17 protein-coding genes are annotated in these 13,963 nt (G+C 39.8%); 15 read left to right on the plus strand and 2 right to left on the minus strand.

The window, feature by feature from the left end; translation table 11 throughout:
• The first annotated feature begins 44 nt into the window (after positions 1–44).
• The 10 genes from R5R67_RS13640 (at position 45) to pal (ending at position 9,792) form a co-directional block, all read left to right on the plus strand.
• On the plus strand, positions 45–1,385 hold the full coding sequence (locus R5R67_RS13640; RefSeq protein WP_000437078.1) for a deoxyguanosinetriphosphate triphosphohydrolase: 1,341 nt from the start codon (positions 45–47) through the stop codon (positions 1,383–1,385).
• Positions 1,386–1,476: 91 nt separating this feature from the next.
• On the plus strand, positions 1,477–2,076 hold the full coding sequence (ruvA, locus tag R5R67_RS13645) for a Holliday junction branch migration protein RuvA (RefSeq protein WP_000578663.1): 600 nt from the start codon (positions 1,477–1,479) through the stop codon (positions 2,074–2,076).
• Positions 2,077–2,084: 8 nt separating this feature from the next.
• Positions 2,085–3,089, plus strand: a complete 1,005-nt coding sequence (gene ruvB / locus R5R67_RS13650) for a Holliday junction branch migration DNA helicase RuvB (protein WP_001154003.1) — start codon at positions 2,085–2,087, stop codon at positions 3,087–3,089.
• Positions 3,090–3,293: 204 nt separating this feature from the next.
• Positions 3,294–4,628: a M20 family metallopeptidase gene (locus tag R5R67_RS13655; RefSeq protein ID WP_000276829.1), complete on the plus strand. Its 1,335-nt coding sequence runs from the start codon at positions 3,294–3,296 to the stop codon at positions 4,626–4,628.
• 210 nt (positions 4,629–4,838) lie between these two features.
• Positions 4,839–5,246 carry a tol-pal system-associated acyl-CoA thioesterase gene (gene ybgC, locus R5R67_RS13660; RefSeq protein ID WP_001273591.1) on the plus strand — a complete coding sequence of 136 codons (408 nt, stop codon included), beginning with the start codon at positions 4,839–4,841 and terminating at the stop codon, positions 5,244–5,246.
• 23 nt (positions 5,247–5,269) lie between these two features.
• Positions 5,270–5,968: a protein TolQ gene (tolQ, locus tag R5R67_RS13665; protein ID WP_000224630.1), complete on the plus strand. Its 699-nt coding sequence runs from the start codon at positions 5,270–5,272 to the stop codon at positions 5,966–5,968.
• Positions 5,968–6,420 carry a protein TolR gene (gene tolR / locus R5R67_RS13670; protein WP_001007563.1) on the plus strand — a complete coding sequence of 151 codons (453 nt, stop codon included), beginning with the start codon at positions 5,968–5,970 and terminating at the stop codon, positions 6,418–6,420. The genes tolQ and tolR overlap by 1 nt, the downstream gene beginning before the upstream one ends.
• A gap of 3 nt (positions 6,421–6,423) precedes the next feature.
• Positions 6,424–7,827, plus strand: a complete 1,404-nt coding sequence (tolA, locus tag R5R67_RS13675) for a cell envelope integrity protein TolA (RefSeq protein WP_001039144.1) — start codon at positions 6,424–6,426, stop codon at positions 7,825–7,827.
• 93 nt (positions 7,828–7,920) lie between these two features.
• Complete coding sequence (gene tolB / locus R5R67_RS13680) at positions 7,921–9,201, plus strand: Tol-Pal system beta propeller repeat protein TolB (RefSeq protein ID WP_000858386.1); 1,281 nt, start codon at positions 7,921–7,923, stop codon at positions 9,199–9,201.
• A gap of 27 nt (positions 9,202–9,228) precedes the next feature.
• Positions 9,229–9,792, plus strand: a complete 564-nt coding sequence (pal, locus tag R5R67_RS13685; protein WP_000836015.1) for a peptidoglycan-associated lipoprotein Pal — start codon at positions 9,229–9,231, stop codon at positions 9,790–9,792.
• A gap of 54 nt (positions 9,793–9,846) precedes the next feature.
• Here the strand turns inward: pal and R5R67_RS13690 are convergent, their stop codons facing one another.
• Positions 9,847–10,035 (minus strand): NF038105 family protein, encoded by a 189-nt coding sequence (locus R5R67_RS13690; protein ID WP_000208542.1) that lies wholly within the window; start codon positions 10,033–10,035, stop codon positions 9,847–9,849.
• Between the two features lie 182 nt (positions 10,036–10,217).
• Between R5R67_RS13690 and R5R67_RS13695 the strand changes: the two genes are divergently transcribed.
• From R5R67_RS13695 to R5R67_RS13715, 5 genes are all read left to right on the plus strand, one after another.
• Entirely contained in the window at positions 10,218–11,189 is a 972-nt protein-coding gene (locus R5R67_RS13695) for a class 1 fructose-bisphosphatase (RefSeq protein ID WP_000067971.1), read from the plus strand.
• Between the two features lie 56 nt (positions 11,190–11,245).
• The gene (locus tag R5R67_RS13700) at positions 11,246–12,022 is read left to right on the plus strand and encodes a TrmH family RNA methyltransferase (protein WP_000268346.1); all 777 of its coding nucleotides are present in this window, start codon (positions 11,246–11,248) and stop codon (positions 12,020–12,022) included.
• Positions 12,023–12,181: 159 nt separating this feature from the next.
• On the plus strand, positions 12,182–12,796 hold the full coding sequence (locus R5R67_RS13705; protein WP_000362315.1) for an RNA polymerase sigma factor: 615 nt from the start codon (positions 12,182–12,184) through the stop codon (positions 12,794–12,796).
• Positions 12,786–13,106, plus strand: coding sequence for a hypothetical protein (locus R5R67_RS13710; RefSeq protein WP_001015075.1), 321 nt, complete (start codon positions 12,786–12,788; stop codon positions 13,104–13,106). Before R5R67_RS13705 ends, R5R67_RS13710 begins: the two co-directional genes overlap by 11 nt.
• Complete coding sequence (locus R5R67_RS13715) at positions 13,096–13,485, plus strand: DUF3106 domain-containing protein (protein ID WP_000225917.1); 390 nt, start codon at positions 13,096–13,098, stop codon at positions 13,483–13,485. The genes R5R67_RS13710 and R5R67_RS13715 overlap by 11 nt, the downstream gene beginning before the upstream one ends.
• 89 nt (positions 13,486–13,574) lie before the next feature.
• On the opposite strand, the gene R5R67_RS13720 is transcribed toward R5R67_RS13715, so the two are convergent.
• Positions 13,575–13,963 (minus strand): GlyGly-CTERM sorting domain-containing protein (locus tag R5R67_RS13720; RefSeq protein ID WP_318754903.1); only part of this gene is annotated, 389 nt, incomplete at its 5' end.

Raw genomic sequence — 13,963 nt, forward strand, 5'->3', positions numbered from 1 at the left:
ATTTTTTTGGCATGATCAAGCTTTATAGTTTTGAATAATGATAAATGGAACAAATGCGTTGGTTAGAACTGCTGTCTGCAGTTCGTTTAGGTAGTAAAAAAAGCAGTACAGAGCTGGCTCGAAGCCCATTTCATAAAGATTATGACCGCATTATATTTTCACAAAGTTTTCGTCAGTTAAACCGCAAGACTCAAGTTCATCCTTTAGCACAGCATGATGGCATTCATACCCGTTTAACTCACTCGCTTGAAGTTTCCTGTATTGGCCGTTCCATGGGCATGCTGGCAGCCGAAAAAATTAAAGATGAATTACCTGTCTGGATTTCTCCTGCCGATGTCGGCGCAATTATTCAAGCGGCCTGCCTTGCTCATGACATTGGCAACCCACCCTTCGGGCATGCAGGTGAATATGCAATTCGTGAATGGTTTGACGATGCCTCACATAATGATTTTTTAAAAAAATTAACTCCCGAAGAAGAAGCCGATGTCCGTCAGTTTGAAGGCAACGCCCAAGGATTACGCTTATTAACCCGTATTGACTATCATCCAGATGATGGAGGCATGCGTTTAACTTACGCGACCTTAGGCGCTTATTTAAAATATCCTTGGCTTTCAAAAACAATCGCGTCTCAAGGTGATCGTCCATCCCACCAACGAGCGAAATTTGGTTGTTATCAATCAGAAAAAGAAATTTTAAAACAAATTGCTGAGCAGCTCGGACTTATTCAATTAGGTGAATATCATTACTGCCGTCATCCACTTACCTATTTGTTAGAAGCTGCCGATGATATTTGCTATGCCCTCATCGATTTAGAAGATGGCATTATTCTAAATATGCTGAATTACCAAGAGGTTGAACCGATTTTTCTCAACTTGATTGCAGATTATGGCCAACCTGAAGAGCTATCACTTCCAAGCAGTACATGGCAACAAAAAATTTCGGCATTGCGTGGTCGTGTTATGAAGCGTCTGGTTGATGAAGTCACTACAGCTTTTGCCAAACATCATTATGAAATTATTACTGGTCAGCTCAAAGGTAGTCTTTTACAGTACTGTTCGCCTGATATTGCGGCAGGTATTGAAACAGCCAAAAATCTGGCACGTGAAAAAATCTTTGAACACCCACAAAAGTCTGGTTTAGAAATTATTGCTCACCAAAGTTTGCAAACTATTCTTGATGCATTTGTTCCCTTAACGATGCCGCATAAATCTTTAAGCTTTAAAGAACAGCGCTTGATGTCTATTCTTAATTTGTACGGTGCTCGCTTTAGTAATAACCACTACAGCAATATCATGCAGGTACTCGATATTATTAGTAAGTTTTCAGATCATCAGGCTTATAGCTTGGCTCAAGAGCTACAAGGTAATAAAATCGGCTTGTTTTAAGCTGCCTTAATATAGAAAGAAATACAGCTAGTGTCGTTTTAATACATTTAGAACGACCAGATTTACAGTTATGAATAAGTGAAATTACGCTATGATCGGATGTTTAATTGGCGAAGTGTTTGCCCTAGAAGCCCCAACTGTCTTACTGAATGTAAATGGTGTGGGCTATGAAATTGATACACCACTTTCAACATTTTGCCAATTACAAAAAGGCCAGAAAGTTACGCTATGGACGCATTTGGTCGTCCGTGAAGATGCCCAGCAGCTTTATGGTTTTAGTGATGCTCAAGAGAAAACTATTTTCCGCACCTTACTAAAAGTAAATGGTGTGGGCCCGAAAATGGCATTAGGTATTCTTTCTACGTTAAGTGTTGAATTGCTGGTACACACAATTGAACATGACGATGTGAATACTTTGGTTAAAGTTCCGGGTGTAGGCAAAAAAACAGCTGAACGTTTAATGATTGAACTTCGTGACCGTTTTAAAACTTTGGCACAAGGAACTTCTAGCGCTGCGGCCCTGCCTCAGATTCAATTTGTTTCGAACTCACCTGTTGCAGAAGCAGAAGCAGCCTTACAGTCACTAGGTTATAAACCTCTTGAGGCACAAAAAGCTGTTGCGGCGGTTAAAGCCGATTACACTGAATCAGCCGATATTATTCGTGCTGCACTTAAATCAATGATGAAGTAAACACACCTATGCAAGACCGTCTAATCAGTGGAACAGAAAAACCTGAAGATCATTTTGATCGGGCTATTCGACCGACTTCACTTGCCGATTATATCGGGCAACCAGTCGTACGCGAGCAAATGGAAATTTTCATCGGTGCGGCTCGTGGTCGTGGTGAGGCACTCGATCACACACTGATTTTCGGTCCACCGGGCTTAGGAAAAACCACGCTTGCCAATATTATTGCGCGTGAAATGGGTGGCAATCTCAAATCCACTTCAGGGCCTGTTTTAGAGCGTGCGGGGGATTTGGCTGCAATGCTGACTAACCTTGAAGAAGGCGATGTTTTATTTATTGATGAAATTCACCGTCTTTCACCAGTGATTGAAGAAATTCTTTATCCGGCAATGGAAGATTACCAACTTGATATCATGATTGGTGAAGGTCCTGCTGCTCGTTCAATTAAACTCGATTTACCACCTTTTACGCTCGTTGCTGCGACCACACGTGCCGGCTTACTCACCTCGCCTCTACGTGACCGTTTCGGTATTGTGCAACGTCTTGAATTCTATTCTGTAGAAGACTTAACTCACATCGTGTCACGATCTGCAAACCTCATGGATGTACCCATTACAGTTGAGGGTGCAGAAGAAGTTGCACGCCGTTCACGCGGAACACCGCGTATTGCCAATCGTTTATTACGCCGTGTACGTGACTATGCACAAGTAAAAGGTACAGGCGAAGTTAACCATGAAATGGCACAACGTGCGCTTGATATGCTTAGTGTCGATAAAGCTGGTTTAGACACCTTAGACCGACGTTATTTAAGTATGCTGTTAGAACGTTTTGATGGGGGACCTGCTGGTGTTGAAGCCCTTGCAGCTGCTATGGCTGAAGATAGCGGAACACTTGAAGATGTTATTGAACCTTATTTAATTCAGCAAGGTTATGTTATGCGTACTGCACGAGGTCGCATTGCAACCAACCAATCTTATTTGCAGTTTGGCATGACGCCACCTGAGCCTAAAAACTAATCAAAGGAAGAGAATTTTCTCTTCCTTTTTTTATTTAACTATTCTTTTTAACTCAAATAAAAATTGTCTTATCAATAAATTAGCCACTCTATACCTTTTAAGTCTTTCGTTATACCTTATTGATTTTTTAATATTTTTAAAAACTGAATTATAAGAAATCTAGATATTAAATCTTCTGAACAATAATATTTTTAGGATAAGGATATGTACAAAAAAGCCGCTTTAATTTTTCCACTTGCCCTAATAAGTCAATTGAGCCTAGCGGATTGGGTAAAAGATGCTACACAACAAAATGAAAATCAGTTCATTCAATTAAGACAACACATCCATGAGTACCCTGAACTAGGCAATATGGAATTTAAAACATCTGCATTGGTTCAAAAAGAATTAAAGTCTTATGGCATTCAAGTCAAAACAGGTTATGCAAAAACAGGGGTAATCGGCATTTTAAAAGGGAATAACCCCGGCCCTATTATTGCGCTTAGAGCAGATATGGATGCGCTACCTATGGAAGAAAAAAGTGGTGTGCCATTTGCTAGTAAACAAAAGGCAATTTATCAAGGTAAAGAAACTTATGTGATGCATGCTTGTGGACACGATGCGCACACTGCAATGTTATTAGGTGCAGCAAAGATATTGGCGGCCAATAAAGATAAAATATCAGGCACTGTAGTTTTTGTATTTCAGCCAGCTGAAGAAGGTGGAGCAGATATAGATAACTTCACGCATGGTGATCAAATCGGCTCAAGAAAAATGATTGCGGATGGTGCATTTAAAGACTACAAACCAGAAGCTATTTTTGGCATGCATGTCATGTCCGGCATGAAAAGCGGACATCTATATTATAAAGATGGTGCTATTTTAAACAGTGCCGATCACTTACGTATTCAAGTTAACGGCAAACAGGTTCATGGCTCTACCCCTTGGTTAGGCAGAGATCCAATTTATGCATCAGCTCAAATGATTAATAATTTACAAAGTCTTATTAGCCGAAGAACCGACCTAACCCAAGGTATGGGCGTTATTAGTATTGGCAATATTCAAGGCGGTACAGCTGGAAATGTGATTCCTGAACAGGTCAATATGATCGGTACTATTCGATCCAATAACGAACAGATCCGAGAAAATATCCTAAAGAGCTTACCAACTCTGGTGGAAAATAACGCTCAAGCCAATGAGGTAACAGCAAAAGTTGAAATTGCGCCTTATGCTCCAGTAACCATGAATAATAAAGCTCTTACTCAACTTATCCAGCCAACATTAGCCAAAACTGTTGGAGATTCGAATCTTCATGTTTTGGACCATAATGCAAGTGCAAGTGAAGATTTTGCCTATTATGGGAAATTAATGCCCTCTTTCTTCGTTTTCTTAGGAGCAACACCTGAAAATCAGGACTTAAGCCAAGCTGCACCGAATCATAACCCTTCTTTTATAGTAGATGATAAGGCCTTAAAGACAGGAACCGAGCTGCATATAAGATTCGTTTTAGACTATCCAAATATTGCTAAACAAGTTCAGGCTGCATGGAAACAGTCGTAACTTAACAATATGTTCACCATAGAGTGTTCCATTTTAAAGAAGAAAGACAGCAGTCGCGATTGAAAGGTTGTGCCATAGGACTTAGTATGCAATCTGCTAAACTGCCCCGTATTTAAAAGCAGATGTATGGCTTTGGATAGAACTGATATTTTATTCAACAGTCATATTTTAAATATAAAGCTCTATAGTGAACTAAAACGGAATACTCTCATGGCGAATCATTTTGAATTCAACATTCGTGTTTATATTGAAGATACGGACGCAGGTGGTATTGTTTACCATGCCAACCACATTCGCTATATGGAACGTACCCGTACAGAATGGCTCCGCGCTGCTGGCGTTGACCATTACTGGCATCAAAAAGACTACAACTTTGTAGTATATAAAATTGACGTAAAATATATGCGTCCTATTTTAATGGATGACTTAATTACTGTTACAGCACGTGTAGTTTCATGTAAAGCTGCGTCATTTGTGTTGCAACAAAATATTTATCGTGGTGAAATCTTGCTTGCTTCTGGTGAGGTTGAGTTGGCATGTTTAAGTAAAGATCTAATGCCACGTCGTCTTCCGGAAGAAATACGTGATCTTATTCGTAAAGAATTGGAACAAGACTAAAAAAACAACCGGCATATGTAACTATGGCAACAAACATTGAATCAACCCTGCATATTTCTGACCTTATTTTACAAGCAAGTCCAGTCGTCCAGTTGGTCATGCTGATTTTATTGTTAGCATCAATTTTTAGTTGGTACCTGATTGCCAAGTTACATATGAGTTATAAAAAAGCACGCCAAGATGATGAACATTTCCAAAAAATGTTCTGGTCTGGTGCTGAACTCAATACGCTTTACAACAACGCACAACTCAATTCAAAACGCTCAGGCCTTGAAGATATCTTTTATCAAGGATTAAGTGAGTTTTTTAAACTCAAAAAACGCCAAGCTCCTACCTCACAAATGATCGAAGGAACAGAACGTATTTTACGTGTCGGTTTAAGTCGTGATCAGGGTAGCTTGGAATATGGTTTAGGTACTTTAGCAAGTATCGGTTCGGTTGCCCCATATATCGGTTTATTCGGTACTGTTTGGGGAATCATGAATGCTTTTATTGGTTTGGCTGCTGTTGACCAAGTGACGTTAGCAACAGTTGCGCCAGGTATTGCCGAGGCCCTTATTGCAACTGCAATTGGTCTATTTGCTGCAATTCCTGCGGTATTGGCTTTTAACCACTTTACGGCTAAAAGCGAAAGTGTCTACTCTGATCGTGCATTATTTGCCGAAGAGATGATTGCTTTATTGCAACGTCAATCTGTGGGTTCGTCACAGGAAGATGCATAATGGCCATTCAGCGTTCAGGGCGCTTTGAGCGCATAAAAAAACCATTAAAAAGTGACATGAACGTCGTGCCTTATATCGATGTAATGCTGGTACTTTTAGTGATTTTCATGGTGACTGCTCCCATGATTACCAGTGGTATTAAAGTCGATTTACCTCAGGCAAATAACCATCCAATTGAATCAAAAGATATGCCAGCCATGGTCACGATTGGTAAAGATGGCAATATTTACCTTCAATATGAAGATTACAAAGATAATGAGCCACTTTCTCTTGAAAAACTTGAGACTGTTTTAAGTGAAGCACAAAAACAAGCTGAGCAGGAAAACAAACAACTTACAGTTTTAGTGAATGGTGATAAGACTCGCCCTTATGGAGAAGTCGTATCATTGATGGCAAGTTTACAAGAAGCAGGTTTAACTCAAGTTGGCCTTCTGACAGAGCCTTTAAAATAAGCTATGAATAAAAATCAAAAGCCTCCTTTTAAACAAAATGCAATAGCATTGAGCTTCACCCTTGGAGTTCATGCAATTGCCATTGTTGGCTTGCTTTTTTTAGGCTTGAGTAAACCACCTGAACAACCAAAAAAGCTGACCACTGTTTTAGTTAAACCAGAAGATTTACCACCACCTTTGGCAAAAGAAGTTGAGCAACCAACCGTAGCAGAAAATCAGGCTGAAGAAGTTCTAAGCCCGATTGTGGATGAAACTCTTCCTCAAAATCTTCCAGCTGCCCCTCCTCCTCCAACAGCACAACAACTTGCTGCTCAAAAGCAAAAAGCTGAGCAGGCACAACAAGCAAAATTAGCTGAGGAAAAGCGTAAAGCTGAAGAAGCTGCTAAAGCAAAGCAAGCTGCAGAGCAACAACGTTTAGAGGAAGCACAGAAGCAACAGGCCGAAGCTAAGCGTCAAGCGGAGGCTAAAGCGAGAGCTGAAGCTGAACAAAAACGAAAAGCCGAACAAAATGCAAAAGCTGAGGCCGATGCGAAAGCTAGACAAAAAGCAACTGAGGAAGCTAAACGTAAAGCGGAGACTGAAGCAAGACTAAAACGTGAAGCTCAAAAGGCTGAAAACGCTAAACTTCAAGCACAACAAGAAGCTAAACGAAAAGCCGAAGCAGATGCGAAAGCCAAACAGCAAAAAGCTGCCGAAGACGCCAAACGTAAAGCTGAATCAGATGCTAAGGCTAAGCAACAAGCAGCTGATAACGCGAAACGTAAAGCCGAGGCCGATGCGAAAGCTAAACAGCAAAAAGCAGCTGAAGATGCTAAACATAAAGCTGAGGCTGATGCAAAAGCCAAGCAGCAAAAAGCAGCTGAAGATGCTAAGCGCAAAGCTGAGGCCGATGCGAAAGCTAAACAGCAAAAAGCGGCTGAAGATGCTAAACGCAAAGCTGAGGCCGATGCGAAAGCTAAACAGCAAAAAGCAGCAGAAGACGCTAAACGTAAAGCTGAGGCTGATGCAAAAGCCAAACAACAAAAAGCAGCAGAAGATGCTAGACGTAAAGCCGAAATTGAGGCCGAAGAAAAAGCTGCCTCTGCTAAAAAAGCTCAAGAAGAAGCTGCCCAGAAAAAAGGTGAAGCTAAAAAAATTGCATCTTCGGCTAAACGTGATTTTGAGCAGAAAATTCGTCGTGCTTGGGATGTTCCTACAGGAAGCAGTGGTAAAACTGTTAGCGTTAGATTTACCCTGTCTGACTCAGGTAGTGTTAGCTCGATTGTTATTACACGGTCAAGTGGAGATGATGCATTGGATGCAAGTATCAAAGCTGCAATTCAGGCGTCTGCTCCCTACCCAATGCCATCGGACCCTGATGCAAGACGAGAAGCGCGAAGCGTTACCTCTACTTTCAGAGCACAATAATTTTGTAAGAGTTACATGCTTTAAATAGTTTGAAGCATGTAACTATGCTACAAAATCACCAGTCACAAAAATACCTTCAATGACTTTAAACCTATGAAAACGAGCCGCAAACACCTTCTAGCCTTAACGCTACTTACAGCATTAAGTCCTCTTGCACCAACAGCTGCCTTTGCTCAATTACATTTAGAGATTGCAAAAGCACCTGATCAGGCGCCTAAAATCGCTATTGTGCCTTTTAATAACGACAATGGACTTTATCCTATTGTTGAAACTGACTTGAACCGCTCAGGACGTTTCACAAGTTCATCAAAAAATTTACCTGCAAATGCTGCTATTAACCAGATTCAAGCATCTGATTGGCAAGCTGCGGGTATTCCTTATGTTGTTACTGGACAAATTAAGCAAACAGCTGACGGGTTTGAAGTCCATTACCAACTTTATGATGTACAAAAACAGCAATATCTTCTGAATGAATTGTTAAATGTTCCTGCTTCACGCATACGTCAAGCAGGACATATGGTAAGTGACGCTATTTATCAGGCCTTAACCGGAATTCCAGGCGATTTTAGTGGTCGTATCGCTTATGTATTACGTAATCCTGCCACTCCTGCTGAACGTTATACCTTACAAATCGCCGATACAGATGGTGAACAACCAAAAACCGTTCTCTCTTCACGTGACCCGATTTTGTCTCCGGCATGGACTCCTGACGCTAAAAAAATTGCTTATGTTTCTTTTGAAACTAAACGTCCAGCCATTTATTTACAAGATCTCTCTACTGGAACACGTGAAGTACTTACGAGTTTTAAAGGCTTAAATGGTGCACCAAGCTTTTCACCAGATGGCAAATCAATGCTATTTACAGCATCGATGAATGGTAACCCTGAAATTTATCAAATGGATTTATCAACTCGCCAAGTCAAACGCATGACAAATGACTCGGGAATTGATACTGAAGCGCGTTACACACCAGATGGAAAAGCTTTTATTTTTACATCTGACCGTGGAGGCTCTCCTCAAATTTATCGCTATGATTTTGGGAATGGCTCAGTAAAACGCTTAACATTTAAAGGGTCATTTAATGCTCGTGGCACTTTAAGTGCAGATGGTAAAAAAATTGCACTCGTGCATCGACCAAGTGGTAGTAACTATAAAGTTGCGATCCAAGATATTAATACAGGCATTGTCAATATTCTTACCCCAACTAGTTTAGATGAATCACCAAGTTTCTCACCAAATGGGCAAATGGTGGTTTATGCAACTCGTGAAGGGAACCGTGGTTTACTGTCTATCATGTCCACTGATGGTCGTTTCCGTATGAATTTACCGAGTGAACAAGGTGAAGTACGTGAACCAGCCTGGGCACCTAAATAACTTTTTATTCCATTGATGGAGATGATGATGAAATCAATTAAATATTTGGCCTTTCCTCTACTTAGTGCGGCACTTGTCATGACAGGTTGTGCAAGTCGTAAGCCAGCAACAACGGCAACTACAGGTACAACTAACCCAAGCACAGTAAATACGACAGGCTTAAGTGAAGATGCTGCATTAAATGCTCAAAATCTAGCAGGTGCTTCTTCAAAAGGTGTAACTGAGGCAAACAAGGCTGCCCTAGCGAAACGCGTCGTTCACTTCGATTATGACAGTAGTGATTTATCTACTGAAGATTACCAAACACTTCAGGCTCATGCTCAGTTCCTCATGGCAAATGCAAATTCAAAAGTTGCATTAACTGGTCATACAGACGAGCGCGGTACACGCGAATACAACATGGCCTTGGGTGAGCGTCGTGCAAAAGCAGTTCAGAATTACCTCATTACCAGTGGTGTAAACCCTCAACAACTTGAAGCTGTAAGTTATGGTAAAGAAGCGCCTGTTAATCCTGGTCATGATGAATCAGCTTGGAAAGAAAACCGCCGCGTTGAAATTAACTATGAAGCGGTTCCTCCTCTATTAAAATAAAACATCCCAAAAAATAAACGCCCACATATGGGCGTTTATTTTTACATTCTTACTTTAAGAGGATTTGTTTTGTTCTTCTTCTGAATGTTGCATTGACTCAATCAAATCATGCTTATTAAAAGCTTTATATTCAGGTTTTGCCTCATAATCTTTCCAAGCTTCCTGAACACTTTCTTTCGAAATTTCTTCTAAATTGATTGGTTCACCTGCTGTTGGGGTCGCATCAAACTTCTTAGTTGTCATTTCGATTCTCCTAAATCTACATTCCTTTGTTATGCAAACAACATACCACGTAAAATGGGGCTTGTAAGCATAAATGCAACACAAATAAAGTAAGATAATTTTTATTTTTCGGCATTCTCATCTAGAATATGCCACGTATTTATCTGACTCATTTTGATGCTTGCGCACAGGAGCGTTTTTTTATGTCCAACCTCACATTGTCCCAATTTTTACAACAAGAAAAAGGGAATCTTACACCTGAGTTGGCTCAAGTCATCGACACAATTGCTGCGACTTGTAAAACCATTGATCAAGCCTTACAAAAAGGTGCCTTGGCTGGAATTTTGGGTAGCGCAGGTAACGAAAATGTTCAAGGTGAAACACAGAAAAAACTTGATGTGATTTCTAATGACTATTTAATCGATGCTTTAAAAGTCCATCCTCACGTCGGTGGTCTTGCATCTGAAGAACTTGATGATTTTACACCAGCACAAGAAAACGGCGAATACTTGGTTCTATTTGATCCATTAGATGGTTCAAGCAACATTGATATCAACATGTGTGTCGGAACAATCTTCTCGATTCTTCCTGCCAAAAATGCGGTTACACAAGCACAAGATTTCATGCAGGCAGGTACTCAACAAGTTGCTGCTGGCTATGTGTTATATGGCCCATCAACTATGATGGCTTTAACAGTTGGAAACGGTGTAGCTTTCTTTACGTTAGACCCAGAAACTCAAACATTCTTACTTACTACAGAGAATGTTCAAGTATCAGCAGATACTCAAGAATTTGCTATTAATGCATCTAACCAACGCCATTGGGAACAACCAGTAAAACAATATATTGAAGAGTTACTTGCAGGTAAAACATCTGTACGTGAAAAAGACTTCAATATGCGTTGGGTCGCATGTATGGTGGGGGATGTTCACCGTATTTTATGCCGTGGCGGTATTTTCCTTTACCCATATGACTTAAAAGACCCGAAAAAAGCTGGTCGTTTACGTTTAATGTATGAAGCCAACCCAATGAGTATGCTCATTGAACAAGCAGGCGGCGCATCAACTACTGGCCGTGTACGCATTCTAGAGATTGAACCTACAGAACTTCATCAACGTGTTCCTGTGATTATCGGTTCTAAGAATGAAGTTGAACGTGTAACAAGCTATCATTAATAATTTAAATTACACAGGGCGTCATAGTATGATGACGCCCTTTTGGATATTCCCTTATGGCGGTTATTTTTTTAGAATCAAAAGACAATGCAAAAATTAAACATTTGCGTGGTTTAATTGAACTCAATAGCGCCCGAAAAAAGCATCAACAAACAGTTCTTGAAGGTACTCACCTTTGTCTAGCTTGGTTACAACAACAGAAAAAACTCTTTTCGTTGTTTACGACTGAACAAGCCTTAGAACATCCCGATTTAAAGAAAATCATTGAACTTCACCAAGGTCATGTCTTTATTATTAGCGAAGTTTTATATAAAGATTTAAGTACTTTAGGTAATACTCTTCCTTGCTTGGCTATTATCGATTTACCGAAAACTGCATCAACCATTGACTATAGCGTAGATACGTTAATTCTAGAAAATGTACAAGATCCAGGTAACGTAGGTACATTGTTACGTTCAGCGGCAGCAGCAAATATAAAACAGATTATTTGCACACAAGGTTCTGCCTCACTTTGGTCTCCACGAGTTTTAAGAGCAGGTATGGGGGCACATTTTAGCCTGTCTTGTTTTGAAAACTTTCAATTGACCGATATTCTTCCTAAATTCGATATTCCTGTTTTCGTTACAAGCTCTCATCGCTCGACTAGTCTTTATTCAAAAGACCTTTCAAAACCATGTGTTTGGATTTTAGGCAATGAAGGACAAGGTGCAAGTGATTATGCTTTAGAACATGCACAATCAGTGACTATACCGCAGCCAGGTGGTCAAGAGTCATTAAATGTAGCAATTGCAGGATCAATTTGTTTTTTTGAAATGGTTCGCCAACGCCAATAAAACGTTAATTTATTTTACATCGCTCATATTTGTGAAAAAAATCATTTACACTACTAAAAAATAGCCGATTGTTGTCAACCTCCCACCTCTTTTCAACGTTATATAAGAGATATATTGAAGATAAGGTGGGTACGTCCAATGACAGGATTTTCCATCTCCATGGATTTAGCACCGAAAAAGTCTCGATCGGAAGCATCTAGTGCTCATGCCAGCACGGCTGAGCAACGCCTAAAGGTTTTCATGCAAGATGTTACTGGTCGTGCTTTAGTGATGATGGAAAGTGCTACCCAAGGTCAACAAGGCATTGCTATGGACTTGGTTCAAGAAGCATTTATTGCTTTACACAAGTCTTACGCCGATCGAAGTACTGAAGAATGGTATCCCCTATTTTATACTATTCTAAATAATAAACTTCAGGATTGGCGCCGCAAAGAAGCACGTCGGGCAAACCCACTTTCATTCTTCAAAAAAGTTAGTCTAGACAATGATGATGAAGAAATCATTGATATTGTCGATGAAAAAGCAATCAATCCAGCAGATTTTCTAGATCAAGCAGTGACCATAGAAGAGATCCAGGAAGCGATTGCAAAACTACCTGTTCGTCAACAACAAGCTTTTATGTTACGTGCGTGGGAAGGTTTTGATACCCATACTACAGCGCAAATTATGAACTGCACCGAAGGTAGTGTAAAAACTCATTATCATCGAGCAATTCAGGGACTTAGAGAGTATTTAGCGCATTTAAATCCCATGGGAGGTTCCAATGAATCATGATGATTTCACTAAAAAGGTGACATCCAAACTCGATAGTTTGGCTCATCACCATAAAAATAAAACAGTGGTGATGAATCATGTGCTTGACCATATCCAACAAAAACCGGCCTCTTATTATAGTGTCTGGAAAATGACTGGTTTTGCACTTGCAGCGGCCATTACTGGTTTTGTTATTTTACCAAATTCAGTAGATATGCTTGATAAGCCACAAAATCAAGTCGTTGTAAATCCTAAATTATCGCCACAAATGGTAGAAGATTTAGAAATGCTCATGGTGTTGGGTGAGGATAAAGTTCAACATGGTAGCTAAAAAGTTAGCACTTATCCTTTGTTCATTAAGTTTCTTGCAAACAAGTTTTGCAGGTTTCGAACGTTTCTGGATTTTTTCGAAAGATGCCAATACGCAAGTAGATGATACTTGGAATGCTCTATCTGAAGAAGAGCAACGAGCTGTAATTAAACGTTATCAAAGTTTAAAGGAATTACCATCCAACCAAAGTGCTAACTTGCAACAACGTATGGATTGGTTTAACCAGCTTCCAGATGCAGAAAAGCAAAAAATGCGTGAAGCTTGGCAAAAAATGAGTACACAAGAGCGTAATGATTTACGTCAACGGATGCTCAAAGCAAGTGCTGATGAAAGAACTGCTATACGCGAAGAATATATAAATAAATATTTAGAGCACTAAAAACCCTATTTAATATTTATCTTTTTTGAAAATAAAAAGTTACTAACAAATAAAAAAGCCTCCTAGTGGAGGCTTTTTTATTTTTCTCATCACTTACGATAACGTCTATAAGCAATTAAACTTAGTAGTGATGCGATAGAAAGGATTCCAATACTTCCGCCACCGCCACCGCCACGTGAATCATCAGTTGTGGTTGCTGTACTTATCAACTTAATAGTACCCTCATTTGAGATTTTACCATCAGCATCATATACATAATAAGTTAAGGTATCGTTGAAGGTATTAAATACATTACTAGCTTGAATATAGATATTACCGCCATAACAAGTATTATCTTTATCATTATTAGGACATGGACCTTCTCGATCCGCTTTTACTACTTTAAAAATACCATCTTTTGAACTTTTACTTGGAAGATAAATTGGTAGCTCAACACCTTTATCATTGACCCAAAATTGAGGCTTATTAGGTTTTGTTT

It is taken from the genome of Acinetobacter sp. OYA S30 (assembly GCF_033599315.1).
GTDB classification, from domain to species: domain Bacteria; phylum Pseudomonadota; class Gammaproteobacteria; order Pseudomonadales; family Moraxellaceae; genus Acinetobacter; species Acinetobacter baumannii.

Bases quoted from the DNA above. Each gene is read 5' to 3' on its own strand.
- R5R67_RS13695 (WP_000067971.1), top strand. From the start codon at position 10,218: ATGTCCAACCTCACATTGTCCCAATTTTTACAACAAGAAAAAGGGAAT.
- R5R67_RS13655 (WP_000276829.1), top strand. From the start codon at position 3,294: ATGTACAAAAAAGCCGCTTTAATTTTTCCACTTGCCCTAATAAGTCAA.
- tolR (WP_001007563.1), top strand. From the start codon at position 5,968: ATGGCCATTCAGCGTTCAGGGCGCTTTGAGCGCATAAAAAAACCATTA.
- R5R67_RS13710 (WP_001015075.1), top strand. From the start codon at position 12,786: ATGAATCATGATGATTTCACTAAAAAGGTGACATCCAAACTCGATAGT.
- pal (WP_000836015.1), top strand. From the start codon at position 9,229: ATGAAATCAATTAAATATTTGGCCTTTCCTCTACTTAGTGCGGCACTT.
- tolQ (WP_000224630.1), top strand. From the start codon at position 5,270: ATGGCAACAAACATTGAATCAACCCTGCATATTTCTGACCTTATTTTA.
- ybgC (WP_001273591.1), top strand. From the start codon at position 4,839: ATGGCGAATCATTTTGAATTCAACATTCGTGTTTATATTGAAGATACG.
- R5R67_RS13700 (WP_000268346.1), top strand. From the start codon at position 11,246: ATGGCGGTTATTTTTTTAGAATCAAAAGACAATGCAAAAATTAAACAT.
- tolB (WP_000858386.1), top strand. From the start codon at position 7,921: ATGAAAACGAGCCGCAAACACCTTCTAGCCTTAACGCTACTTACAGCA.
- ruvA (WP_000578663.1), top strand. From the start codon at position 1,477: ATGATCGGATGTTTAATTGGCGAAGTGTTTGCCCTAGAAGCCCCAACT.
- R5R67_RS13690 (WP_000208542.1), bottom strand. From the start codon at position 10,035: ATGACAACTAAGAAGTTTGATGCGACCCCAACAGCAGGTGAACCAATC.
- R5R67_RS13705 (WP_000362315.1), top strand. From the start codon at position 12,182: ATGGATTTAGCACCGAAAAAGTCTCGATCGGAAGCATCTAGTGCTCAT.
- tolA (WP_001039144.1), top strand. From the start codon at position 6,424: ATGAATAAAAATCAAAAGCCTCCTTTTAAACAAAATGCAATAGCATTG.
- R5R67_RS13640 (WP_000437078.1), top strand. From the start codon at position 45: ATGGAACAAATGCGTTGGTTAGAACTGCTGTCTGCAGTTCGTTTAGGT.
- ruvB (WP_001154003.1), top strand. From the start codon at position 2,085: ATGCAAGACCGTCTAATCAGTGGAACAGAAAAACCTGAAGATCATTTT.
- R5R67_RS13715 (WP_000225917.1), top strand. From the start codon at position 13,096: ATGGTAGCTAAAAAGTTAGCACTTATCCTTTGTTCATTAAGTTTCTTG.